Origin of the sequence: Aminobacter sp. AP02, assembly GCF_003148805.1 — a bacterium.
GTDB lineage: Bacteria > Pseudomonadota > Alphaproteobacteria > Rhizobiales > Rhizobiaceae > Aminobacter.
In genome coordinates this window covers 170,940-192,878 of record NZ_QGGX01000002.1, presented here as the reverse complement: position 1 = coordinate 192,878, position 21,939 = coordinate 170,940, and the positions used below count along the sequence as shown (strand labels likewise).

General features: G+C 63.5%; 23 protein-coding genes. 5 read left to right on the top strand and 18 right to left on the bottom strand.

Annotation, left to right across the window (positions count from 1 at the left end; all coding sequences use genetic code 11):
- Window positions 1-23: 23 nt before the first annotated feature.
- Window positions 24-2,684, bottom strand: a complete 2,661-nt coding sequence (locus C8K44_RS02865; RefSeq protein ID WP_109574245.1) for a DNA translocase FtsK — start codon at window positions 2,682-2,684, stop codon at window positions 24-26.
- A gap of 313 nt (window positions 2,685-2,997) precedes the next feature.
- Between C8K44_RS02865 and C8K44_RS02860 the strand changes: the two genes are divergently transcribed.
- Window positions 2,998-3,417 (top strand): hypothetical protein, encoded by a 420-nt coding sequence (locus C8K44_RS02860; RefSeq protein ID WP_109574244.1) that lies wholly within the window; start codon window positions 2,998-3,000, stop codon window positions 3,415-3,417.
- Window positions 3,418-3,547: 130 nt separating this feature from the next.
- Here the strand turns inward: C8K44_RS02860 and C8K44_RS02855 are convergent, their stop codons facing one another.
- The 3 genes from C8K44_RS02855 to tesB form a co-directional block, all read right to left on the bottom strand.
- Entirely contained in the window at window positions 3,548-4,930 is a 1,383-nt protein-coding gene (locus C8K44_RS02855; protein WP_109574433.1) for an ammonium transporter, read from the bottom strand.
- 30 nt (window positions 4,931-4,960) lie between these two features.
- A complete protein-coding gene (locus C8K44_RS02850) occupies window positions 4,961-5,299 on the bottom strand; it encodes a P-II family nitrogen regulator (protein ID WP_109574243.1) in 339 nt (112 codons plus the stop codon).
- Window positions 5,300-5,521: 222 nt separating this feature from the next.
- A complete protein-coding gene (gene tesB / locus C8K44_RS02845; RefSeq protein ID WP_109574242.1) occupies window positions 5,522-6,394 on the bottom strand; it encodes an acyl-CoA thioesterase II in 873 nt (290 codons plus the stop codon).
- Window positions 6,395-6,486: 92 nt separating this feature from the next.
- On the opposite strand from tesB, the gene C8K44_RS02840 reads away from it, so the two are divergent.
- Window positions 6,487-7,749, top strand: a complete 1,263-nt coding sequence (locus C8K44_RS02840; RefSeq protein WP_109574241.1) for a ubiquinone biosynthesis hydroxylase — start codon at window positions 6,487-6,489, stop codon at window positions 7,747-7,749.
- A 190-nt stretch (window positions 7,750-7,939) separates the two neighbouring features.
- On the opposite strand, the gene C8K44_RS02835 is transcribed toward C8K44_RS02840, so the two are convergent.
- Window positions 7,940-8,296, bottom strand: a complete 357-nt coding sequence (locus C8K44_RS02835; protein WP_109574240.1) for a YciI family protein — start codon at window positions 8,294-8,296, stop codon at window positions 7,940-7,942.
- Window positions 8,293-8,511 carry a hypothetical protein gene (locus C8K44_RS27245; protein WP_146203902.1) on the bottom strand — a complete coding sequence of 73 codons (219 nt, stop codon included), beginning with the start codon at window positions 8,509-8,511 and terminating at the stop codon, window positions 8,293-8,295. The genes C8K44_RS02835 and C8K44_RS27245 overlap by 4 nt, the downstream gene beginning before the upstream one ends.
- A gap of 195 nt (window positions 8,512-8,706) precedes the next feature.
- Here C8K44_RS27245 and C8K44_RS02830 point away from each other — a divergent pair, with 195 nt between their 5' ends.
- Window positions 8,707-9,132: an OsmC family protein gene (locus C8K44_RS02830; RefSeq protein ID WP_109574432.1), complete on the top strand. Its 426-nt coding sequence runs from the start codon at window positions 8,707-8,709 to the stop codon at window positions 9,130-9,132.
- Between the two features lie 40 nt (window positions 9,133-9,172).
- On the opposite strand, the gene C8K44_RS02825 is transcribed toward C8K44_RS02830, so the two are convergent.
- A complete protein-coding gene (locus C8K44_RS02825; RefSeq protein ID WP_245417337.1) occupies window positions 9,173-10,108 on the bottom strand; it encodes an AraC family transcriptional regulator in 936 nt (311 codons plus the stop codon).
- Between the two features lie 697 nt (window positions 10,109-10,805).
- Between C8K44_RS02825 and C8K44_RS02815 the strand changes: the two genes are divergently transcribed.
- Window positions 10,806-11,924: a Glu/Leu/Phe/Val dehydrogenase gene (locus tag C8K44_RS02815; protein WP_109574237.1), complete on the top strand. Its 1,119-nt coding sequence runs from the start codon at window positions 10,806-10,808 to the stop codon at window positions 11,922-11,924.
- A gap of 213 nt (window positions 11,925-12,137) precedes the next feature.
- Here C8K44_RS02815 and C8K44_RS02810 read toward each other — a convergent pair whose 3' ends face one another.
- Genes C8K44_RS02810 through sdhC form a run of 6 tightly spaced genes read right to left on the bottom strand, consistent with a single transcriptional unit; the run spans window position 12,138 to window position 16,684 of the window.
- On the bottom strand, window positions 12,138-12,776 hold the full coding sequence (locus C8K44_RS02810; protein WP_109574236.1) for a DUF480 domain-containing protein: 639 nt from the start codon (window positions 12,774-12,776) through the stop codon (window positions 12,138-12,140).
- Between the two features lie 16 nt (window positions 12,777-12,792).
- A complete protein-coding gene (locus C8K44_RS02805; RefSeq protein ID WP_109574235.1) occupies window positions 12,793-13,572 on the bottom strand; it encodes a succinate dehydrogenase iron-sulfur subunit in 780 nt (259 codons plus the stop codon).
- Window positions 13,560-14,024 carry a DUF3052 family protein gene (locus tag C8K44_RS02800; protein WP_109574234.1) on the bottom strand — a complete coding sequence of 155 codons (465 nt, stop codon included), beginning with the start codon at window positions 14,022-14,024 and terminating at the stop codon, window positions 13,560-13,562. The genes C8K44_RS02805 and C8K44_RS02800 overlap by 13 nt, the downstream gene beginning before the upstream one ends.
- Window positions 14,025-14,027: 3 nt before the next feature.
- Window positions 14,028-15,863 (bottom strand): succinate dehydrogenase flavoprotein subunit, encoded by a 1,836-nt coding sequence (sdhA, locus tag C8K44_RS02795; protein ID WP_109574431.1) that lies wholly within the window; start codon window positions 15,861-15,863, stop codon window positions 14,028-14,030.
- Between the two features lie 4 nt (window positions 15,864-15,867).
- Window positions 15,868-16,266: a succinate dehydrogenase, hydrophobic membrane anchor protein gene (sdhD, locus tag C8K44_RS02790; RefSeq protein ID WP_109574233.1), complete on the bottom strand. Its 399-nt coding sequence runs from the start codon at window positions 16,264-16,266 to the stop codon at window positions 15,868-15,870.
- Between the two features lies 1 nt (window position 16,267).
- A complete protein-coding gene (gene sdhC / locus C8K44_RS02785; protein WP_109574232.1) occupies window positions 16,268-16,684 on the bottom strand; it encodes a succinate dehydrogenase, cytochrome b556 subunit in 417 nt (138 codons plus the stop codon).
- Between the two features lie 406 nt (window positions 16,685-17,090).
- Here sdhC and C8K44_RS02780 point away from each other — a divergent pair, with 406 nt between their 5' ends.
- Window positions 17,091-17,444, top strand: coding sequence for a hypothetical protein (locus C8K44_RS02780; RefSeq protein WP_109574231.1), 354 nt, complete (start codon window positions 17,091-17,093; stop codon window positions 17,442-17,444).
- Window positions 17,445-17,460: 16 nt separating this feature from the next.
- Here C8K44_RS02780 and C8K44_RS02775 read toward each other — a convergent pair whose 3' ends face one another.
- The 5 genes from C8K44_RS02775 to C8K44_RS02750 form a co-directional block, all read right to left on the bottom strand.
- Window positions 17,461-18,678: a GGDEF domain-containing protein gene (locus C8K44_RS02775; protein ID WP_109574230.1), complete on the bottom strand. Its 1,218-nt coding sequence runs from the start codon at window positions 18,676-18,678 to the stop codon at window positions 17,461-17,463.
- A 170-nt stretch (window positions 18,679-18,848) separates the two neighbouring features.
- The gene (gene leuC, locus C8K44_RS02770) at window positions 18,849-20,258 is read right to left on the bottom strand and encodes a 3-isopropylmalate dehydratase large subunit (RefSeq protein ID WP_109574229.1); all 1,410 of its coding nucleotides are present in this window, start codon (window positions 20,256-20,258) and stop codon (window positions 18,849-18,851) included.
- Between the two features lie 260 nt (window positions 20,259-20,518).
- Window positions 20,519-21,067: an MgtC/SapB family protein gene (locus C8K44_RS02760; RefSeq protein ID WP_109574228.1), complete on the bottom strand. Its 549-nt coding sequence runs from the start codon at window positions 21,065-21,067 to the stop codon at window positions 20,519-20,521.
- Between the two features lie 93 nt (window positions 21,068-21,160).
- Window positions 21,161-21,577, bottom strand: a complete 417-nt coding sequence (locus C8K44_RS02755) for a CopD family protein (RefSeq protein ID WP_109574227.1) — start codon at window positions 21,575-21,577, stop codon at window positions 21,161-21,163.
- Complete coding sequence (locus C8K44_RS02750; protein ID WP_109574226.1) at window positions 21,574-21,903, bottom strand: DUF3817 domain-containing protein; 330 nt, start codon at window positions 21,901-21,903, stop codon at window positions 21,574-21,576. The genes C8K44_RS02755 and C8K44_RS02750 overlap by 4 nt, the downstream gene beginning before the upstream one ends.
- Window positions 21,904-21,939: the final 36 nt, after the last annotated feature.

Here is a 21,939-nt window from a genome sequence, read left to right as displayed (position 1 = left end):
AAACGTGATCGCTGGTTCCGTTCTCACATCTTGTCGTCTTCGGTCGGCACCAGGATTTCGCGCTTGCCGGCATGATTGGCCGCGCCGACGATGCCTTCCTTCTCCATCCGCTCGATGATCGAGGCGGCACGGTTGTAGCCGATGCCGAGGCGACGCTGGATGTAGCTGGTCGAGGCCTTGCCATCGCGCAGCACAACGGCGACCGCCTGGTCGTAGGGGTCGTCCGACTCCTCGTAGCTGCCGCCACCGCCATTGCCGCCGCTCTTTCCTGACGGCTCGTCCTCGTCTTCGCCGTCGTCTTCGGTGATGGCGTCGAGATACTCCGGCACGCCCTGCAGCTTCAGGTGGGCAACGACCTTTTCGACCTCCTCGTCGGCGACGAACGGACCGTGGACGCGCTGGATGCGCCCACCGCCGGCCATATAGAGCATGTCGCCCATGCCGAGCAGCTGCTCGGCACCTTGTTCGCCCAGGATGGTTCGGCTGTCGATCTTCGACGTCACCTGGAAGGAGATGCGCGTCGGGAAGTTGGCCTTGATCGTGCCGGTGATGACGTCGACCGAGGGACGTTGTGTCGCCATGATGACGTGGATGCCGGCCGCGCGCGCCATCTGCGCCAGGCGCTGGACGGCACCTTCGATATCCTTGCCGGCCACCATCATCAGGTCGGCCATCTCGTCGATGATGACGACGATGTAGGGCAACGGCGCCAGATCGAGGTTTTCGGTCTCGTAGATCGCCTCGCCGGTCTCGCGGTCGAAGCCGGTCTGCACCGTGCGCGAGATCTGCTCGCCCTTCTTTTCGGCCTGGCTGACGCGTGCGTTGAAGCCGTCGATGTTGCGCACGCCGACCTTGGACATCTTGCGGTAGCGGTCCTCCATCTCCCGCACCGTCCACTTCAGCGCCACAACAGCCTTCTTCGGGTCGGTGACAACAGGGGTCAGCAGATGCGGAATGCCGTCATAGACCGACAGTTCCAGCATCTTCGGATCGATCATGATCAGGCGGCATTCCTGCGGCGTCATGCGGTAGAGCAGCGACAGGATCATGGTGTTGATCGCTACCGACTTGCCCGAGCCGGTGGTACCGGCGACCAGCACGTGCGGCATCTTGGCGATGTCGACGATGACCGCCTCGCCGTTGATGGTCTTGCCCAGCGCCAGCGCCAGCTTCGACTTGGTTGTCTCGAAGTCGCGGCTTGCCAGTATCTCCCGGAGATAGACGGTTTCGCGCTTGGCGTTGGGCAGTTCGATGCCGATCGCGTTGCGCCCCGGCACGACGGCGACACGCGCCGCGATCGCGCTCATCGAACGCGCGATGTCGTCGGCGAGGCCGATGACGCGGCTCGACTTGATGCCGGGTGCGGGCTCAAGCTCGTACAGGGTGACGACAGGGCCGGGACGGACGTGGATGATCTCGCCCTTGACGCCAAAGTCCTCGAGCACGCCTTCGAGCAGGCGCGCGTTCTGTTCCAGCGCGTCCTTTGAAAGGGAGGCATCGCGGACCACGTTCTTGGGTTCGGCCAGGAAATGCAGCGACGGCATCTCGAACGTGTCGGCGCCGATGAGCGTGGTCTGTGCCTCGCGCTGGACGCGGGCGCCTGGCGCCGGCCGAGGCGCCGGCGCTGCAACCCGCGCGGCGCCTGAACCATTCGCCGGCGAGCGGAAATTCTGAACCTGGGCGTTGGCGCCGCGGCGCGGCTCGGGCGACACCTGAATGCCCATGTCGTCGTCGCCGAACACATCCTGGTCCTCGGGATCGATGGAAACGGAGCGCTCATGCGCCACCATCTGGGCGAAGAACTCGGGTTCGACCCGTGCGCGGCCACCTGTTGTAACGCGTTGTTCGGCCCGTTCGGCCGATTCAACACGCTCGGCCGCCTGCCGCCAGGCGCTTTCGCGCTTCACAGGCGGCATGTCGTAGTCGTCCTGCTCGCGGCGCTTGGCGGCGCGGCGGCGCAGATACGCCTTGGCCGACAACCACCAATGGGCGATCGCGCCAAGTGCCAGAACACCTTCGTTGTCGTCTTCTTCCTCGTCGTCGAAGCTGGCGAAATCCTGTTCGCGCATGTCGGGCTTGGGCTTGGGATTGACGACCGCAAAACCGTTCTCACGGTTCAGCAAGCCGGCGCCGAATGCAAACAGCCAGATCGCCGGGGCGATCAGCAGCACGCCGATGACGGTTGCGATAAGTCCCGTCGGATAGCCGCCGATGAACAGGCCCGGCACCTTGAGCACCATGTCGCCGAACACGCCGCCCAGCCCGGTCGGCAGCGGCCAGGTCGGCGGTGCGCCAACGCAACCGGCGATCGCTGCGGCAAGAAGTGCCGAACCGAACCACACCAGGCCGCGCTTGGGCATGCGGTCGACGCCGCGCGCGGTGGCAAACAGCACGCCCCAGATCACCGCCGGCATCAATGCCGCCACAGATGCGAGGCCGAAGAACTGCATGGCGAGATCGGCGAACACGGCACCTGGATAACCCATGGCGTTGGTGACGGGATTGTCGGTGGCATGGCTGAAGCTTGGATCGGCGACGTTCCAGGTGCCTAGTGCCGCGAGGCCGAAGGCCACGAAGGCAAACAGCCCCAGACCCGCGGCGCGGCCTGCCTGCCGTCGCGCGAATGCCTGGATGCCGTGCCCCGATTCGGTCAGCGCGAGCGGTGAGGAAACCCCAGAACGCATGCCTCGTCCCCGTCCATTGATGCCGTGGCCCACATGCGAACGCATCGCGGGCAGATTCGGTCGTCAGACTATCGGGGCGAAGGTTAAGGCGGCATTAAGGTTAAGCCATTGTTCACCCTGCCCGGGCGCCCAACGCAGGCTAGAACCTTCGATCCACCATGTTCATTCTGTCAGCGGCCGAGCTAGGCGCGGTCGAAAACAGCGACGGCTCCGCTGAGCGGGGTTTTTCCGTGGGCAGCGCTATTCGGGCTTGCCCCCGCGTCTGCATCGCCATACCTTTCAATATTAGCAAAAGCTAAGACAGGAGGCGACGATGAAACACCAAACCATCGAGCAACTGCAGGCATTCGCTGATGTCCAACCCGCAACGCCCTATCTGGCGATGACGCGAACCCAGCGCCTCGAACGCTGGGCCCAATTGCTCGAACGCCAGCCCGAACGGCGCCTTGGAACGCTTTCGGGCACCGAGTACGCACCTCGCGCCGAACGGCAGATGATGCGGGTCGCCGGCTCGCCGCTCACCGTGGCATTCGAGGACCCGGGCTTCAGGGCAGCCGGTCTCGCCGACGACAGCTATGGCGAAGCCAAGCGCTTCTTCGACCTTTCCGACCGGCAGCTGCACAATATCGTTTGCTACTGCCATTTCGGCGATGCCGTCAGGGGTGCCAGTGCCGCCCGGCGCGTGCGCGCGGCAATTGGCTGGTGGCCGCGAATCCAGGCGTTCTTCGCCTGATTTCCGAACCACGGGATGGCTGGAAAAAGGAGGCCCGGATCGCTCCGGGCCTCAAGCGTGGCAGCCTCTCGGCGGCCACGACGGGATAGATCGATGCGGCGGCGCACTTCTCGTTCGCCGCCGACTGGTTTTACGAGTGGTAGGCCACCTCGCCATGCGACGTCAGGTCGAGGCCCTGGCGTTCGGCTTCGACGGTCGGACGCAGGCCGATGAGCAGGTCGACCAGCTTGTAGAGCACCAGCGAGCCGATGCCGCACCAGATGACGGTCACCGACACGGCCATGAACTGCGTCCACACCTGGCCACCGACCGACATTTCGCCATAGCCGACGCCGCCAAGCGCCTTGGCGTTGAAGATGCCGGTGCCGATCGCGCCGACGATGCCGCCGACACCGTGGATGCCGAACACGTCGAGCGAGTCGTCATAGCCGAGCTTGATCTTCACCACCGCCACGAAGAAGTAGCAGACCGCGGAAGCGATCGCGCCAAGCACGATGGCGCCGACCGGGCCGACGAAGCCGGCAGCCGGCGTCACCGCGACGAGGCCGGCAACCATGCCCGAGGCCGCACCCAGCATCGAGGCCTTGCCGCGGGTCACCACTTCGATGACCACCCAGGCAATGATCGCGCCTGCGGTGGCGGTGAAGGTGTTGATCATGGCAAGTGCCGCACCGCCATTGGCTTCAAGGTTGGAACCGGCATTGAAACCGAACCAGCCGACCCACAGGATCGAGGCGCCGACCATGGTCAGCGTCATCGAGTGGGGCGCCATGTTGTCCTTGCCGTAGCCCGTGCGCTTGCCGACCAGCAAGGCGCCAACCAGGGCAGCGATGCCTGCATTGATGTGCACGACGGTGCCGCCTGCGAAGTCAAGCGCGCCCCAGCCATAGATCAGGCCGTCCGAATCCCAGACCATGTGGGCGATCGGGAAATAGACGAAGGTCACCCACAGCGCCACGAACAGCAGCACCGCCGGGAACTTGATGCGTTCGGCGAACGAGCCGACGATCAGAGCGGGGGTGATGCAGGCAAAGGTCATCTGGAAGACGATGAAGACATATTCGGGAATGACCACGCCCTTGGTGAAGGTAGCCGCCATGCTTTCGGGCGTGACACCTATCAGGAAGGCTTTGCCGAGACCACCCCAATACGGGCTTGGCGCGTCGCCAAAGGCCATCGAATAGCCCCAGAACGTCCAGATCACGATCACCAGCGCGACGATCATCGTGCACTGCATCAGCACCGACAGCATGTTCTTGGCGCGCACTAGACCGCCGTAAAACAGCGCCAGGCCCGGCAAGGCCATGAACAGCACCAGCAGCGACGACGTCAGCATCCAGGCGACGTCGCCCTTGTCCATGACATCGGCTGGCGCGGGGGCTGCTGCGGCAGCATCGGCGGCTGCGGGGGCGGCTTCCTGGGCAAAGGCCGCGACCGTTCCCAGGGCGGTCAGTGCGAGCGTGCCAAACAAGGCCGAGCGCGCCGCCGTCTTCAACGAGGTAGGAATTTGCATTGAGGTCTCCATGAGAATTGGTTGGCCAGCTCAGAGCGCGTCGGTGTCGGTTTCGCCGGTACGGATGCGCACGGCCTGGTCGATGCCGAAGACGAAGATCTTGCCGTCGCCGATCTGGCCGGTCTTGGCCGCGGCGGTGATCGCCTCGACGGCCTTGTCGGCGAGTTCGGTTGAGACGGCGACTTCGATCTTGATCTTGGGCAGGAAGCTCACGGCATATTCGGCGCCGCGATAGATCTCGGTATGCCCCTTCTGCCGCCCGTAGCCTTTGACTTCGGTGACGGTCAGGCCCTGGATGCCGACATTGGTGAGCGCTTCACGCACCTCGTCGAGCTTGAAAGGCTTGATGATTGCCATCACGATTTTCATCAGGTTTCACCCCTTGCTTATGCGGGTCCCCCGCGTTTGCAGACATCCCCAGCGGACCCGAAAGCCACCAGTGACTGACAGCAAGGATTCAAGCTCCGTGCCAGTTTGCGCCGGCACGAACTAACTCATTGAAATTTAATATGAATGACCTGGAGGCGTGCAGCATTCTTCGCAGGTGCAGCAATGCACCTGCCTACAGAATGTGCAGAAATGCTAAAATGCCTAACTTGTAGGCTTTGTGCGCAGGCGGATCAGCCCTTCCTGTGCCACCGAAGCAATCAGCGTGCCGTCCTGGGCGTAGAGCGCGCCGCGCGTGAACCCGCGCGACCCGCTCGTCGAGGGGCTGTCCTGGGTGTAGAGCAGCCAGCCGTCGAGCGCGTGCTCACGGTGGAACCACATGGCGTGATCCAGGCTTGCCGCCTGGATGTCGGGATCGAAGATGCCGCGGCCATGGGCAAATGTTGCCGTATCGAGCAGCGTCATGTCGGAGAGATAGGCAAGCACGGCGGCACGCAAGTCCCGGTCGTTCGGCACCGGGCCGGTCAGGCGGATCCATACCTTCTGCAGCGGCGGCAGCTTGTCACGGCTCGAATAGTGCTCGGCATAGACCGGGCGCAGTTCCAGCGGCCGCTCCTTGGCCCAGAACAGCCTGATCTGCTCCGGAACATGGGTTGCTTCCTGCAAAAGTTCGCGCTGCGATTTCAAGTCTTCCGGCGCCGGCACGTCGAGCGGCATCGGCATCTGGTATTCGAGGCCCTGCTCCTCGACCTGGAACGAGGCTTCGAGCGAAAAGATCGCATGGCCGTGCTGGATCGCCACTACACGCCTGGTGGTGAAGCTGCCGCCATCGCGAATGCGGTCGACCTCGTAGATTATCGGGACGGTGATGTCGCCAGGGCGCATGAAATAGCCATGCAGCGAATGCACGTGCCGGTCGGGCTCGACAGTGCGCTGTGCAGCGACCAGTGCCTGGGCGATGGTCTGGCCGCCAAACACCCTTTGCCACTGAACCTGCGGGCTGCGACCACGATACAGGTTGTGTTCCAGCTTCTCGAGATTGAGAATGCTGAGAAGCTCTTGTATTCCGGCCGGCATGCTTTCCCCTTTTCGGGACGAAGTATCCCCGGTTTCCAGCAGGAAGCCCCCGTCGAGTCAAGGCGGGAAGCCTAGTCGTAAAGGACGCCGCCATGGTCACGCGCCAATCTGACGACAATAAATCGACGCAGCTCGACGTGCTGGTCGCCGGCGCGGGCTATGTCGGCCTCGCCACCGCCGTTTCGATCAAGCAGGCGCGGCCCAATCTGCATATCGCCATCGTCGATGCCGCCCCCGCCGAAGTCTGGCGCAAGGACGCGCGCGCCTCGGCGATTGCAGCCGCCGCCTGCCGCATGCTCGACCAGCTCGGCTGCTGGGAAGAGATCGCGCCCGAGGCGCAGGCGATCACCAGCATGGTCATCACCGATTCCAAGACGTCCGATCCGGTCCGCCCGGTCTTCCTGACCTTCGATGGCGAAGTCGGCACGGGCGAACCCTTCGCCCACATGGTCGAAAACAAGGTGCTCAACGGATCGCTGCGCCGCCGTGCGGCCGAACTCGGAATCGACATCATCGAAGGCGTCGCGGTCCAGGCCTTCGAAGCCGGCGTCGCCGGCTCCAAGGTCCATCTCGCCGACGGTATCAGCTTCGACGTAAAGCTCTTGATCGCCGCCGATGGGGTAAATTCCAAGCTGCGCGACATGGCCGGCATCAAGACCGTGCGCTGGGAATATGGCCAGTCCGGCATCGTCTGCACCGTGTCGCACGAACGCCCCCATGGCGGTCGCGCCGAGGAGCACTTCCTGCCGGCAGGGCCTTTCGCCACCTTGCCGCTCAAGCCGACGAAGGATGGCGTCAACCGTTCCTCGATCGTCTGGAACGAACGCACAGAGGATGCCGAAAAGCTGGTCAATGGCGACCCGTTCGTCTTCGAGATCGAGCTGGAGCAACGCTTCGGCCTCCAGCTCGGCGAGATCCGCGTCGAAGACAAGCCGCGCGCCTGGCCGCTCGGCCTGACGCTGGCCCGCGCCTTCGTCGCCAACCGCTTCGCGCTAGCCGGCGACGCCGCGCACGGCATCCATCCGATCTCCGGCCAGGGCCTCAATCTCGGCTTCAAGGATGCCGCAGCTCTTGCCGAGACCATCGTTGAAGCCGACCGTCTGGGACAGGATATCGGCTCGCTCGACGTGCTGGAGCGCTACGAGCAGTGGCGCCGCTTCGACACGGTTCGCATGGGCGTCACCACCGATGTGCTCAACCGGCTCTTCTCCAACGACATCGCACCCATCCGTGCCATTCGCGACATCGGCCTGGGGCTGGTCGACCGTGTGCCAAGGCTCAAGGACTATTTCATCCGCCAGGCCTCGGGCCTGACGGGTGAAACACCGCGCCTTCTCAAGGGCGACGCGATCTAGGCTGGTCGGCTGCGCGTCCTTCGACAAGCTCAGGATGAGGACCGTTGGCGCTATGTCCCGTTGTACTTCTCGATGTGGGCGTGGCAGCACCGAAGGTCCTCATCCTTAGCTTGTCGAAGGACGCACAACCAGGCCTCACCTCGGCCCGTTTTGATCGGCCGAAGCCGCTGAATGGGGAGGCAATGCTCACCTATGCCCCAGGAATGTCGTAGACCGCCCTGACCTCGATCTGACCCATCGCGGCAAGGGGGATGTTCGAGGCGATCTCCACCGCCTCCTCCTGATCGGCCGCCTCGATCATGACGAAGCCGATCAGTTGCTCCTTGGTCTCGGCGAAGGGGCCGTCGGTGACCAGCTTCTTGCCATTGCGGCGCTTGACGGTCTTCGCGGTCCTCACCGACTGCAGCGCTTGCGCCGCAATCAGCGTGCCGTTCTTTTCCAGCATCCTGTCATAGGCAAGCGAATCGGCATCGAGCTTTGCCGCCGCATCCCGTGACAGGGCGCCAAGCTGCTTTTCCTCGTGATAAACCAGGCAAAGATACTTCATTCCTCTCTCCCTTGCTGCGTTGGAAAGTCTATCACCGGTGTAGCGGACTTGCCGACCGGCCGCGTTGCCGTCGCATCCATAAGCAGCCCCAGCACGACGACGATGCACAATGCCAGCAGGACCCGCCCGACGCCCGCGCACGGCACATGAATGCCACCCTGGGCATTCGCCGCGACAATTCCTCTTCCGAGATTGCCATGTGGTAACAGTTGCATCTCACCCTCCGACAGGCTGCGGCACCAGACCGCGACCTCCCAAGGACGATGCGCCGACAGCTATCCAGACATTTTCGCGAGACTGTTTTTTCCAAGGCCACGGTTTTCTCGCCCGGCGCTCATGCGAAGGTGGCATGCACGCGCGGCAACGCTATAGTCTTTCCTTCGCCGCTCACTTTGAACCAGGAGAAAGTCATGAACCACAGCGCCAACGCCGTCTGGAAAGGCAATCTGAAAGAAGGTTCGGGAACGCTCGACACGCAGAGCGGCGCACTCAAGGGCCAGCCTTACTCGTTCAAGGCGCGCTTCGAGGATGAAACCGGCAAGTCCGGCACCAATCCCGAAGAGCTGATCGCCGCCGCCCACGCCGGCTGCTTTGCCATGCAGCTGTCGCACTTCCTCGCCGAAAACGGCACGCCGGCCGACAAGCTCGACGCCAAGGCAGTGGTGACACTGGTCCCCGGAACCGGCATCACCGAAAGCGCGCTCACGCTTGTCGGCACCGTACCCGGCATCGATGCTGCCAAGTTCCAGGAACTGGCCGCCAAGGCCAAGGAAGGCTGCCCGGTCTCAAAGGCGCTCGGTGCTATCAAGGTCTCGCTCGACGCCAGGCTCGCCTGAGTTGATTTTCCACGGGCGCCGCGTGGTCGCGCGGCGCCGTTCAAGCCGCCAGCGCTTCGGAACGGACATCCGTTGGTGTCGCGTCGTAGCGCTTGCGAAACGCCCTGTTGAAATAGGACAGGTCGTTGAACCCCGCCTCATAGGCGATATCGGTGATGCTGCGGCATGCCCAGACAGGGTCGGCCAGCATCTTATACGCGCGCTTCAGCCTTTGGCCCAGTGCGAACTCGGTGAATGACAACCCCTCGCTTTCGAACAGCTTTCTGACATAGCGAGGCGACAGTCCGTGCTCGGCGGCGATCTCTTCGGCCGAAATGCCGTGCAGGTCCGCGCGCGCCGCAATATCCGATTTGATCGCCGCCAGCCGCGCGGCGCGCAAGCCGCGCCCCAGCGCCACCTGCTCAGCGTCTCGGGTCGCGCCCAGCGTCAGCGCCGTCAGGTCGAGCAGATGCGTGGCCACCATGCGTGCCATGTTGCCCGGTAATGCCTCATCCATCTGCTGAAGAGCGGTGGCATAGCTCAACAGCAGGCGCATCGGCCCTTCATGCACCGGTATCGGCCGCATCATCATCCTGGAGACGTCTCCCAGCAAAGGTTGCAGGGCTTTTCGCTCGAGGCGCAGATTGACATAGGTGAAGCCGGGCCGCGTCACATTCGCCCCCACCTGGCCGCCGGGAACGAACATCGCGCAGCCGGGCAGCACGCTTTCTTCGTGCCTGCCGATCTGCATGTGGCTGCCGCCTGCAAGCGCCGCGAGCAGGATCACGTCGTCATTGTCGACCATTTGCGACGTGACCCCGACCCTGATCGGAGAGGCGGATCCGGTGGCTATCCCGATGCCCGGAAGCAGCCGCACCCGCATGTCCATCTGGATAGGTGAATCGTCGACCTGCTCCAGATCGGCATTGAGGATGGTCCGGCCATAGACCTCGCGCAGCATCGGCAGTCGGTCCTGCGCAGGCAGGTCGTCAGTCATCAGGCGGAATGAAGCGAACTGTCCGTTATCTCTCGTCATCGGATCAACTCATGTTACGCAACACAACCAAGACGTGAAGTTGCGCCTTGTAGTTCGCGTTATTCGATCCGTCAATACGGCACTCGGTGCCCCGACCGAGGCCCATTTGAGGTGCCGCCTGGGCCGTATCATGGGGCCGCACGGTCCAAGATCGCGGCAAGAAAGCCATTTAGTTTGCCGCTCGAAAGTCGACCGACAGCGAAACGAGGAAACTGGGAATGCACCATCTTCGGTTCCTGAAGACGCTCGCGGCCCTTGCCGCGGCGGGGTTCAACCCGCGTGCCTTCCTGGCTCCGAGGGCATTCGGCCAAAGGCTTCCAAAGCCGGACGAACCGAAACCATCCAGCAAGCCGGCGAAGGAGCCGCCGATCGAGCCGGACAGGCGGAGCCCTGAACCGTCACGTCGGCGACGCACCATGAAATGACAGGTTGGCTGCAGCAAGACGCTCATGGGAGTGGCATCGCGCGGCAGCACAGCAGGCCGGACGCAGGGGGGCAGACCAGCGTCCGGCCATTTTTTCCTCGCCAGCGATCTTTTCGTTTGTTGCGCGCCGCGCCCCGCGGGCGCAATGCGCGGTCGCGGTACCGGGTCACTTCGAAACCAAAAATCGCCTGAAATGTTTACCCTCCAGGGACCAGCTCACCGGGAGGAACCCTCATGCTGAACGTCCTTGAACCGCGCAACCCGCAACTGTCGCCCACGACCACGCTCGAAATCACCGACATTACCGCCGACGTCGCCCATCTCGACGGTTTCGACCATCACGAGCAGGTCTGGCTCGGCCGCGACACGGCGCGCGGGCTGACCGCCATTGTTTCGATCCACACCACGGTGCTCGGCCCTGCCCTGGGCGGCACACGCATCTGGCCGCACGCGAGCTTCGAGGCCGGCGTCATCGACGCGCTGCGCCTGTCGCGCGGCATGACCTTCAAGTCGGCCATCGCCGGCCTGCCGCTTGGCGGCGGCAAGGCGGTGATCATCGCCGACGCCAAGAAGGACAAGACGCCCCAGATGCTCGAGGCCTATGCCGAGATGCTGAACACGCTCCAGGGCCAGTACATCACCGCCGAGGACGTCGGCATGAGCTTGGCCGACGCCGACTTCCTTGCCGAGCGCGCGCCCAATGTCAGCGGCACCACCAAGGGCGGCAGCGGCAATCCTTCTCCCTTCACCGCACAGGGCACGTTCCTTGGCCTTAAAGCAGCCCTTCGGCACCGCACGGGCAGCGACAATCTGGCGGGCGTGCGCGTCGCCGTGCAGGGCCTGGGCTCGGTCGGCTGGTCGCTATGCGAAAAGCTCCATGCCGAAGGCGCTATCCTCACCGTCTCCGACCTCGATACGGGCCGCACCGCTCGTGCTGCCGACAAGTTCGGCACCACGGTCGTTGAAGGCGATGCCATCATTGCAGCTGACGTCGACATCTTCGCGCCCTGCGCACTTGGCGGCATACTGTCTGCCGACACCATCCCGCAGCTCAAGGCAAAGATCGTCGCCGGTGCCGCCAATAACCAGCTCGCCACTGCCGACGACGGCAAGCTGCTCCTCGAGAGCGGCATCCTCTACGCGCCCGACTACGTCATCAACGCCGGCGGGGTGATCAACGTCGCGGCCGAGATGGCCGATGGCGGCTACAGCGTCGAGGCAGTGACGCCGCGCGTGGAAAAGATCGCCGACACGCTGACCACGATCTTCCAGCGCGCCGAGCGCGAAGGCCGCACCACCGATGCGGTCGCCGAAACCATGGCGCGCGAGATCGTCGAAGCCGCACGGAAGTAAGGCCACTTGGTCCCTTCTCCCCGTCATTACGGGGAGAAGGTGCCGGCAGGCGGATGAGGGGCAGAGCCTCCCTCTGTGACTACCGGCGATCGCGTCCCGGCAACAAATACAAACGGCCCGGCTGCCTTGGCAACCGGACCGTTTTGCTATCCCGATTACGGCGAGATGACTGCATTTGCTGTGCCGACAGCTGGCTGTTGTTCTGCCGCGCGCCTATCCGCCGACGGCGTCGAGCCGCGCCTTCAGCGCCGCCACTTCCTCTTCCAGCAGCCGGACGCGCTCCTCGAGTTCCGCAACAGCTGACCCTGCAGGGGCGCTCGGCGCCCTTGTCGTGATGGCTGCTGCATCGACATCGCCTGACAAGAGGTGCGCGAAGCGATCCTCGCGCTGGCCGGGGGCGCGGCCGATCTCCTTGACCAAGGCCGGCCGGCGGCCGATCAGCATGTCGAGTTCGCCGCGTACCGCGTCGGCGTCAGTGAAGTTGGCCATGCGCTCGGAGCGAGCGAGCAACTCGTTGACCGTCTGCGGTCCGCGCAGCAGAAGCAGGCCGATCAGCACACCCTGGTTGCGCGTCAGAGAGAACTTCTGCGCCATCAGGTGTTCGTAGCGCTCGACTCGCGAGGCGAACTGCTGCTTCGCCAGCCCCTTCGCCTGCAACGTGGCGAGCGCCCGGGTAACGTCGACCATTTCCAGCGCCATGACAGGCTCGCGCGACGTCTTCTGGTTGGCGGCGGCGACCAGCGCATTCGACGTCATCGGATAGACGTCGGGCGTCAGTTCTTTCTTCTCGATCAGGCAGCCGAGCACACGCGCTTCGACCGGGGTAAGTTGGGGAAGTTCTGTGTCCGTCATGTCAGCCGCTTTCGCCTCACACCCGGCGTTCGACCATCATCTTCTTGATTTCTGCGATCGCCTTGGCCGGGTTCAGACCCTTCGGGCAGGTCTGGGCGCAGTTCATGATCGTATGGCAGCGATAGAGCCGGAACGGATCCTCGAGATTGTCGAGGCGTTCGCCCTTGGCTTCGTCGCGGGAGTCGATCAGCCAGCGATAGGCCTGCAGCAGCGTCGCCGGTCCAAGATAGCGGTCGCCGTTCCACCAGTAGCTCGGGCACGAGGTCGAGCAGCAGGCGCACAGGATGCACTCGTAGAGGCCGTCGAGCTTCTGGCGGTCCTCATGGCTCTGCAGCCACTCCTTTGCCGGCTCGGGCGACACCGTCTTAAGCCACGGCTCGATCGAGCGGTGCTGGGCGTAGAAGTTGGTGAGGTCAGGCACCAGGTCCTTCACGACAGGCATGTGCGGCAGCGGGTAGATCTTCACCGCACCCGTTATGTCGTCGCAGCCCTTGGTGCAGGCCAGCGTGTTCGAGCCGTCGATGTTCATCGCGCAGGAACCGCAAATGCCCTCGCGGCAGGAACGGCGCAGCGTCAGCGTCGGGTCGATCTTGTTCTTGATGTAGAGCAGCGCGTCCAGCACCATCGGCCCGCAATCGTCAACGTCGACGAAATAGGTGTCGATGCTCGGATTTTCGCCATCGTCCGGCGACCAGCGGTAGATCCGGTATTCGCGCAGGTTGGTTGCACCTTCCGGCTTCGGCCAGGTCTTGCCCTGCTTGATCTGCGAGTTCTTGGGGAGTGTTAGTTCGACCACGATCGGTTCCTCACAGCTTGGCGCAGTTCCTTGCGGATGACGAGCTTGAGCCCGCTCCACACGGCATCCACGGCACAGACCTTTACGTCCACCAGCCCCTTCGGCAGCGCGACGTCGCGAATGACATCCTCGCTGATGTCGGTGGCGATCTTCGACGCCTTCTTGGGCCAGGAAATCCAGACAGCGCCGTCGGGCGCGATCATCTTCTTGAATGTCTCGACATTGCCGTCGAGATCGGAGCGGCGCTTGGTGAAGGCGTGAACCACGTCATGGCCCTCGCCTGCTTCGGCAAGCGCTGGCCAGCCCGTCAGCCGCTTCGCCGCGAAATCGCGCGACGAAGCCAGCTCGCCGAGCTCTTCCGGCAGGTCGACGAACACCACGCTCTGGCCGTCCTTGAGGCCGAGCTTGGCCGCAAGCGGCACAAGCGAATATCCGGCCGCCGCCAGCGCCATGGCTCAGTACACCCGTGCCTTGGGTGCGATCTTGGCCAGGGAAATGCCGCCGTCTTCTTCCTTGAGCAGCGGCTCGGTGTGCACCGGCCGATAGGTCAGCGTCACCTTGCCGTCCTCGGCGACGGTTGCCAGCGTGTGCTTGCGCCAGTTCTCGTCGTCGCGGGCGGAGAAGTCCTCGCGCGCATGCGCGCCGCGGCTTTCCTTGCGCGCTTCCGCACCGTAGACGGTGGCGATCGCGTTCGACATCAGGTTTTCGAGTTCCAGCGTCTCCACCAGATCCGAGTTCCAGATCATCGAGCGGTCGAAGACCTTGATGTCCTTCATCTCGCTCCAGATCTTGGAGATGCGCTTGCAACCCTGTTCGAGCGAGTCCTGGGTGCGGAACACGGCAGCGTCTTCCTGCATCGCCTTCTGCATCTTCTCGCGCAACACCGCCGTCGGCGTGCCGCCATTGGCGTGACGCAAGCGATCGAAACGGTCCATGATCTTCTCGACCGAGGCCGCGTTCGGCGCTGGGATCGGCGCGTTGCGGTCGACCACTTCGCCGGCGCGGATCGCCGCTGCACGGCCAAACACCACCAGGTCGATCAGCGAATTGGAGCCGAGGCGGTTGGCGCCATGCACCGAAGCACAACCCGCCTCGCCGACGGCCATCAGGCCGGGCGACACGCGGTCGGGATTGCCCTTGGTCGGGTTCAGCACTTCGCCCCAATAATTGGTCGGGATGCCGCCCATGTTGTAGTGGACCGTCGGCAGCACCGGGATCGGCTCGCGGGTCACGTCGACGCCGGCGAAGATCTTCGCCGATTCCGAAATGCCGGGCAGCCGCTCGTGAAGCACCGCCGGATCGAGGTGATCGAGGTGCAGGAAGATGTGATCCTTGTTCTTGCCGACGCCGCGTCCTTCGCGGATCTCCAACGTCATGCAACGCGAAACCACGTCGCGCGAGGCCAGGTCCTTGGCCGACGGCGCATAGCGCTCCATGAAGCGCTCGCCCTCGGAATTGACGAGATAGCCGCCTTCGCCGCGTGCGCCTTCGGTGATCAGGCAGCCCGAACCGTAGATACCGGTCGGGTGGAACTGCACGAACTCCATGTCCTGCAGGGGCAGGCCGGCACGCGAGGCCATGCCGCCGCCGTCGCCGGTGCAGGTATGCGCCGAGGTCGCCGAGAAATAGGCGCGGCCATAGCCGCCAGTCGCCAGCACCACCATCTTCGCCGAGAAGCGGTGGATGGTACCGTCATCGAGGTTCCAGGCAACCACGCCCGTGCAGGTGCCGTCCGGCTCCATGATCAGGTCGAGGGCGAAATATTCGATGAAGAACTGCGCGTTGTGCTTCAGCGACTGGCCATACAGCGTGTGCAGGATGGCGTGGCCGGTGCGGTCGGCCGCAGCACAAGTGCGCTGCACGGGCGGACCATCGCCATAGTTCATCATGTGGCCGCCGAAGGGCCTTTGGTAAATCTTGCCTTCTTCGGTACGCGAGAACGGCACGCCGTAATGCTCAAGCTCGTAGACGGCGGCGGGTGCTTCACGCACCAGATATTCCATCGCGTCGACATCGCCGAGCCAATCGGAGCCCTTGACGGTGTCGAACATGTGCCACTGCCAGGAATCAGGGCCCATGTTCTGCAGCGAGGCGGCGATACCGCCCTGTGCTGCGACCGTGTGCGAACGGGTCGGAAACACCTTGGTGATGCAGGCGGTCTTCAGCCCCTGCTCGGCCATGCCGAGCGTGGCGCGCAGGCCGGCACCGCCGGCACCGACGACAACGACGTCGAACTTGTGATCGACATAGGTATAGGCGGAAGCTCCGCTGGTCTTGCCGTCCTTGGCCACCTTGTCAGCCTCCAAATGCCAGTTTGAGCAGGGCGAACAGCGAGGCGACGCCGACCGCTACGGTAAAGAATGTATTGAGCATGATGAGGATCACCTTGAGACCCTCGCCATGGATGTAGTCCTCGATCACCACCTGCATGCCGAGCCGCATGTGGTACAGGCCAGAAATCAGCATCAGTGCCGTCACCAGCGACACGAACGGATTGGCGAGCGAGGCGCGCACGGTCTCGAAATCCGCGCCGTTGAGCGCGATCAAGAGCCCGACGAAAAACAGCATCAGCGGAATGTTGGCGACCGCAGTCAGGCGCTGGCGCCAGAAATGTTCGGTGCCTTCGCGGGCGGAGCCGAGGCCGCGCACCTTGCCGAGCGGCGTGCGCATGTCGTTGTTGTTGCTGCCGCTCATCTCAGGCTCCCCGCACCATGTAGCCGACGATCCAGACCAGCGCCGTCAGCACCACCGATGTGACCAGCGACGTCCAGGCGACCTTCGATGCCGTGTGCTTCTCAAGCCCGGCCCCAGTGTCCCAGACCAGATGGCGGATGCCGCCCAGCATGTGCAGCATCAGCGCCCAGGTGTAGCCGAGCAGAACCAGCTGCCCGATCCAGGTGCCGAACACCCAGCTGACGAATTCGAAATAATGCTGCGAGGTCGCCGCCGCGATCAGCCACCAGGCGACCAGGAGCGTGCCGAAATAGAGCGCTCCGCCGGTAATGCGGTGCAGGATCGACGTCGTCATGGTGATCGGCGGGCGATATATCGTCAGATGCGGCGACAAAGGCCGCGCTCGTGCCGTTGATTGGGTTGCTTGTGATTTGCTCATGGCTCCCCCGGTCTGCATCCGAGCGTGGCTATGTTTGAATACGGCGCCGCCGCACCGTTTTGCGACGTCGGACTGCGCGCTTTCTAATGCTCTTTTTGCACCGCGTCAAAGTCGGAAAACCGTTCTGGCGCACCTATTTAGTCGCAGCCGATGACCAAGCTCGCCTTCAATCGATTGAAGCCCCAAGCCACCACCCGGATGGGTATGCCGGCGCCTGATCGACAAGGCAAAACCGGCGGCAAACGCCTCCCCGATAGCGCAATTGCGCCCTACCCGACCGTTGGCACGGTCAGAAGCCAGATCCTTCAGGTAAAATTAACCATGTTTCTTAATCTTTGCCGCCCAAGCCTTAACAAAGATTAAGAAACGATTAATCTCCGATTCGACCAACCACGGAGATGGCGTCATGCGTCTGGCACTGGCCTTGACCGCAACTGCATCGCTCGCCGCAATCATTGGCTTTTCGGCACCCGCAACGGCCGGTGGCTGGGACCGCGATCGCGTCCATGCTGATTCGTTCGGAAACCTCGTCGTCGACGGCGCAGCCGGCTACAAGCGCATCCTCGTCGGCCAGGGCGGCTCGGCCCGCAAGATGTCGAATTACCTGAACGCTGGCGCACCCAAGGTCGTCTATCTCGACCAGCAGGACCAAGGCATCGTCAGCAATTGTTATCGTCCGCCGACGCTGCTGAAAGGCCGTGGCTACATGTACGGCTTTTCGGAGGGTGTGATTCCGCAACCCGGTCTGCGCTGCCGCTGATCGACAGCTGCAACGACTACCGGTTCGGCGGCTTGACGCCGAACGGCACCACGGTCGAATCGCTGAACAGTGCCGCCGTTCCCGAAACCCTGACGCGATCGCGCCCGTCCTTCTTGGCCTCGTAGAGTGCTGCATCGGCACGGATCATCAGGTGATCTATGCCCTCGCCTGCTGCGAGCTCGGCGACTCCGAAGCTTGCCGTGAAGCGGCAATGTGGCGGCAGACCCTCGATCGGCAGGCCGGAGAAGGCGCTGCGCGCGCCCTCGGCAAACAACCGCGCCGCAGCCAGATGCGCACCGGGTAGCATGATGGCGAATTCCTCGCCGCCGATGCGCCCGGCGACATGGTGCCCAGCCTTGGATTCGCTGATGAAGCGCGCGAACGCCTCGATGACACGATCACCCGAGGCATGGCCATAATTGTCGTTGATCGACTTGAAATGATCGAGATCGGAGATGATCAGTGTCACCGGCAGTCCCTGCCGCGCGGCTTCGCGCAACGCCGTTTCGGCCCGGCGCTCAAAACCGCCCCGATTGAGCAGGCCCGACAATGCGTCGGTCTCTGATTTCTGCGTCACATCGGCAAGGATGTCGCGCACCAGGATAACCAGCAGCAACAGCGCGATCGACAGTGCAAACACCGTGCCGAGCGCCTGCGAGACCATCGCATAGGTGCTTTGCAGGTAATAATGCGGGTCGGCACCGGATCCACCGACGGCGAGCGCCAGATAGGGTTTTGAGAAGAATTGCAGCGCGCTTGCCAGCAACACACCTGACAGCACGTAGTCGAACTGGCTGAGCGCCTGGCGCGACCGCAAGACCAATACAGCGCCGATCACCTGGGCGATGGCATAGGGGGTCTGGAAGGTCATCATGCGCAGCAGCGAGTCGCGCTCGAACCCTTGCGTGACGTAGACGGCACCGATCGCCATGACAAAGAACGCCGTCATCGACCGCCATGGCGGCGCAGCGTCGTAACGGCGCGCCAGCCCGACATTCATCACCAGCAGCGTCGCCAGGAATGCAGCAAAGTTTATCGCCGTGATCAGCCGCGTGTCTTCGAACAGCGGAATGGAAAATTCCGTGCCGATATAGACGATGCCCATGACGTAGCAGAACGCAAACCAGCGCGCCGCGACGCGCTTGGGGTCATAGATCGCAATCGCCATAAACGCGCTGGCCAGCAGGCCCGCGACGAACACGTTGATCGTGAGAATGAACTCTGCACCGCTCATCGTTTGACGCCGTCTCTTCCCTCGTGAGACCAAAACACACCAGCGAGAAAAAGACGTTAACGTGACCTCGTGGCAGCGGCCCGTTTCAAGTCATCCTCAACAAATGGCAAAGGCGGCGGAACAATGCTCCGCCGCCTTCTCTGCAGTCGGCCGGCTCACCGGCTTGGCTTTTAGTGCCAGTCGCGGATGTCGACGAAATGACCTGCAATCGCTGCGGCTGCAGCCATCGCCGGCGACACCAGATGGGTGCGGCCCTTGAAGCCCTGGCGGCCCTCGAAGTTGCGGTTCGAGGTCGAGGCGCAGCGCTCATGTGGCTTGAGCCGGTCGTCATTCATGGCCAGGCACATCGAGCAGCCCGGCTCGCGCCAGTCGAAGCCGGCGGCAACGAAGATCTTGTCCAGACCCTCGGCTTCCGCCTGTTCCTTGACCAGGCCCGAGCCCGGCACGATCATCGCGCTGACCGTCGAAGCAACCTTGCGGCCCTCGACGACCTTGGCAACGGCGCGCAGGTCTTCGATGCGGCCGTTGGTGCACGAGCCGATGAAGACGCGATCAACCGAAATGTCGGTGATCTTGGTGCCCGCTGTCAGCCCCATATAGTCGAGCGCGCGCTTCTTGGAGTTGCGTTTGTTTTCGTCCTCGATCACTTCGGCATCCGGCACCACGCCGGTGATGGCGACCACGTCCTCGGGCGACGAGCCCCAGGTGACGATCGGCGGCAGCTTGCCGGCGTCCAGCACGATCACCTTGTCGAAATGCGCGCCTTCGTCGGTGTGCAGCGTCTTCCAGTAGTCGAGCGCCATGTCCCACGCCTTGCCCTTGGGCGCGCGCGGCTTGTCCTTGACGTAGGCATAGGTGGTCTCGTCAGGCGCAATCAGGCCGGCGCGGGCGCCGCCCTCGATCGACATGTTGCAGATCGTCATGCGGCCTTCCATCGACAGCGCGCGGATCGCCTCGCCGGCATATTCAATGACGTAGCCCGTGCCGCCGGCGGTGCCGATCTCGCCGATGATGGCCAGCACGATGTCCTTGGCGGTCACGCCTTCCGGCAATTGGCCGTCGACACGCACCAGCATGTTCTTGGCCTTCTTCTGGATCAGCGTCTGGGTCGCCAGGACGTGTTCCACTTCAGAGGTGCCGATGCCATGCGCCAGCGCGCCGAACGCGCCATGCGTCGAGGTGTGGCTGTCGCCGCAGACGATGGTCATGCCCGGCAGCGTGAAGCCCTGCTCGGGGCCGACGATATGGACGATGCCCTGGCGCTTGTCGTTCTCGGAGTAGTACTCGACGCCGAAATCGGCCGAGTTCTTGGCCAGCGCCTCGACCTGGATGCGGCTTTCCTCGTTCTTGATGCCGTTCTTGCGGTCCGGCGAGGTCGGCACGTTATGGTCGACAACGGCCAGCGTCTTCTCGGGATGGCGAACCTTGCGGTTCGTCATGCGCAGGCCTTCGAAGGCCTGGGGGCTCGTCACTTCGTGCACGAGGTGGCGGTCGATGTAGAGCAGACAAGTGCCGTCGTCCTGGCGGTCGACAACGTGGTCGTCGAAAATCTTGTCGTAGAGGGTGCGCGGTGCGCTCATGATCTTGGATCCGTCGATATGAACTGGGGAAGGCTGAGGCGCCGAAAGCCCGTCGGCTCGGCGAAAACGACTAGATAAGTCGGCTGGTCAACGCGCCTGAAATCCGGGCAAAGAAGCGCGACGGCAGGCGCTTGTGGTCCTGCAGCACGAAACCCTTGTAGGCCGGATCTCCAAAGAGCTCTTCCATGGCCTGCTCATATCAATCTTTTGAGCTTCCGGCAATTGCAGTGGAAGCGCCCTTTCAACCCATCTGCCGAGAGCTAGCCGCGCCTCGGCCTGGCCTGCGATTTCCGCGCGGCGGGTTTTTCGTCCTTCTTGTCCTCGCTGAGGTTGAACCTGACCTCGAGCGTGTGCATCAGCCCCAGGACGACAAGCACCATGAAGGTGCCGAAGCCGGCGATCTGCCAGAAACCGAGTCCCGCGGCGAGGCCGATGGCACCTGCCAGCCACATGCCGGCACCGGTGGTCAGGCCCTGCAACTCGCCGCGCGCGAACAAGATGGTGCCCGCGGCAAGGAACGCGACGCCGGCCGTCACCGCCTCGACGGCACGGATCGGATCGACCTTGATCATCTCTGTCATCCCGTCCGCCGCGAACATCGGCGCATGCACGATCTCTATGGTGAGGATGCCGAAGGTCGCCGCGGCAACGCACACCAGAACATGTGTCCTGAGGCCCGCCGGCCGATTGCGCCATTCGCGCTCGAAACCGATGACCGCGCCGAAGATCGTTGCCAGCAAGAGCCTGGCGACGATCACCGGAAACGAAGTGTAGGTGGGATGGCCGAATTCTTCGACGAGTTGTTCCATGGGGCCCTCAAGCTGGTTCGGCCCCCAACGCGCCATGACCGAGGTGGTTCCCGCAGTCCTAGGCCGAGAAGCGACGAAACACGCCCATGTCGTTCAGAACGGCTTGACGATCACCAGGCCGACGATCCCAACCAACAGCAGGCCAACGAGCCAGTGCAGCTTGAGGACAAGCGGCGCCGGCTTCGCCAGCCTAGCCCCCGACATCTGCCTGAGCTGGCCCGACAACACGCCATGCAGGCCCGACATCGCCACGACCAGCGTGAGCTTGGCATGCAGCCAGGCGTCGCCGAAAAGTCCGACGTCATAAGCGAGGTAGAGGCCGAGCCCCCAGACCGCCAGCATCGCGGGCGTCACCAGCATGGCAAAGCCAGCCCGCAGGTGCGCGACCTGCTTGGCGTCGACGCCGCCGCCCGCCGCCATGCGCGACAGGGTCAGCGGCACGAAGATCATGCCCGACAGCCAAACCACCATCGCCACGACATGCAGTGTCTTGATGACGAGATAGCTCATTGGCCACCCGCCTGGGCGGCAGCCCTGACGCCAAGGTAGCGGTCGTTGATGAAGGTGCCGAACGGCACAAGGCAGGCAAGTCCCGTGCGCAGCATCTCCTTGCGCGACCAACCACCGCCGGAGAAATTGTCGACCAGGGCAACGATGTAGAGCACGAAGGCGAGGCCGTGAACCGGCCCCGCGGCACTGACGATCCCGGGATAGCCGGCGAGGTGTTTCAGCGGCACGGCGATCAAAAGCAGGAAGAGCAGCGTCGTCCCCTCGAACAGTCCGGCGCAGCGCAAGCGGGTCAAGGGGTCGGTGAGGAATCTGCTGATATGTGTCATGTCTGGAGATTGTCAGAGCCTTGACGGCGCGCAATC

Excerpts from the sequence above, each read along its gene's own strand:
- C8K44_RS02865 (WP_109574245.1), bottom strand. The coding sequence starts at position 2,684 with ATGCGTTCTGGGGTTTCCTCACCGCTCGCGCTGACCGAATCGGGGCAC.
- C8K44_RS02860 (WP_109574244.1), top strand. The coding sequence starts at position 2,998 with ATGAAACACCAAACCATCGAGCAACTGCAGGCATTCGCTGATGTCCAA.
- C8K44_RS02855 (WP_109574433.1), bottom strand. The coding sequence starts at position 4,930 with ATGCAAATTCCTACCTCGTTGAAGACGGCGGCGCGCTCGGCCTTGTTT.
- C8K44_RS02850 (WP_109574243.1), bottom strand. The coding sequence starts at position 5,299 with ATGAAAATCGTGATGGCAATCATCAAGCCTTTCAAGCTCGACGAGGTG.
- tesB (WP_109574242.1), bottom strand. The coding sequence starts at position 6,394 with ATGCCGGCCGGAATACAAGAGCTTCTCAGCATTCTCAATCTCGAGAAG.
- C8K44_RS02840 (WP_109574241.1), top strand. The coding sequence starts at position 6,487 with ATGGTCACGCGCCAATCTGACGACAATAAATCGACGCAGCTCGACGTG.
- C8K44_RS02835 (WP_109574240.1), bottom strand. The coding sequence starts at position 8,296 with ATGAAGTATCTTTGCCTGGTTTATCACGAGGAAAAGCAGCTTGGCGCC.
- C8K44_RS27245 (WP_146203902.1), bottom strand. The coding sequence starts at position 8,511 with ATGCAACTGTTACCACATGGCAATCTCGGAAGAGGAATTGTCGCGGCG.
- C8K44_RS02830 (WP_109574432.1), top strand. The coding sequence starts at position 8,707 with ATGAACCACAGCGCCAACGCCGTCTGGAAAGGCAATCTGAAAGAAGGT.
- C8K44_RS02825 (WP_245417337.1), bottom strand. The coding sequence starts at position 10,108 with ATGACTGACGACCTGCCTGCGCAGGACCGACTGCCGATGCTGCGCGAG.
- C8K44_RS02815 (WP_109574237.1), top strand. The coding sequence starts at position 10,806 with ATGCTGAACGTCCTTGAACCGCGCAACCCGCAACTGTCGCCCACGACC.
- C8K44_RS02810 (WP_109574236.1), bottom strand. The coding sequence starts at position 12,776 with ATGACGGACACAGAACTTCCCCAACTTACCCCGGTCGAAGCGCGTGTG.
- C8K44_RS02800 (WP_109574234.1), bottom strand. The coding sequence starts at position 14,024 with ATGGCGCTGGCGGCGGCCGGATATTCGCTTGTGCCGCTTGCGGCCAAG.
- sdhD (WP_109574233.1), bottom strand. The coding sequence starts at position 16,266 with ATGAGCGGCAGCAACAACAACGACATGCGCACGCCGCTCGGCAAGGTG.
- sdhC (WP_109574232.1), bottom strand. The coding sequence starts at position 16,684 with ATGAGCAAATCACAAGCAACCCAATCAACGGCACGAGCGCGGCCTTTG.
- C8K44_RS02780 (WP_109574231.1), top strand. The coding sequence starts at position 17,091 with ATGCGTCTGGCACTGGCCTTGACCGCAACTGCATCGCTCGCCGCAATC.
- C8K44_RS02775 (WP_109574230.1), bottom strand. The coding sequence starts at position 18,678 with ATGAGCGGTGCAGAGTTCATTCTCACGATCAACGTGTTCGTCGCGGGC.
- leuC (WP_109574229.1), bottom strand. The coding sequence starts at position 20,258 with ATGAGCGCACCGCGCACCCTCTACGACAAGATTTTCGACGACCACGTT.
- C8K44_RS02760 (WP_109574228.1), bottom strand. The coding sequence starts at position 21,067 with ATGGAACAACTCGTCGAAGAATTCGGCCATCCCACCTACACTTCGTTT.
- C8K44_RS02755 (WP_109574227.1), bottom strand. The coding sequence starts at position 21,577 with ATGAGCTATCTCGTCATCAAGACACTGCATGTCGTGGCGATGGTGGTT.
- C8K44_RS02750 (WP_109574226.1), bottom strand. The coding sequence starts at position 21,903 with ATGACACATATCAGCAGATTCCTCACCGACCCCTTGACCCGCTTGCGC.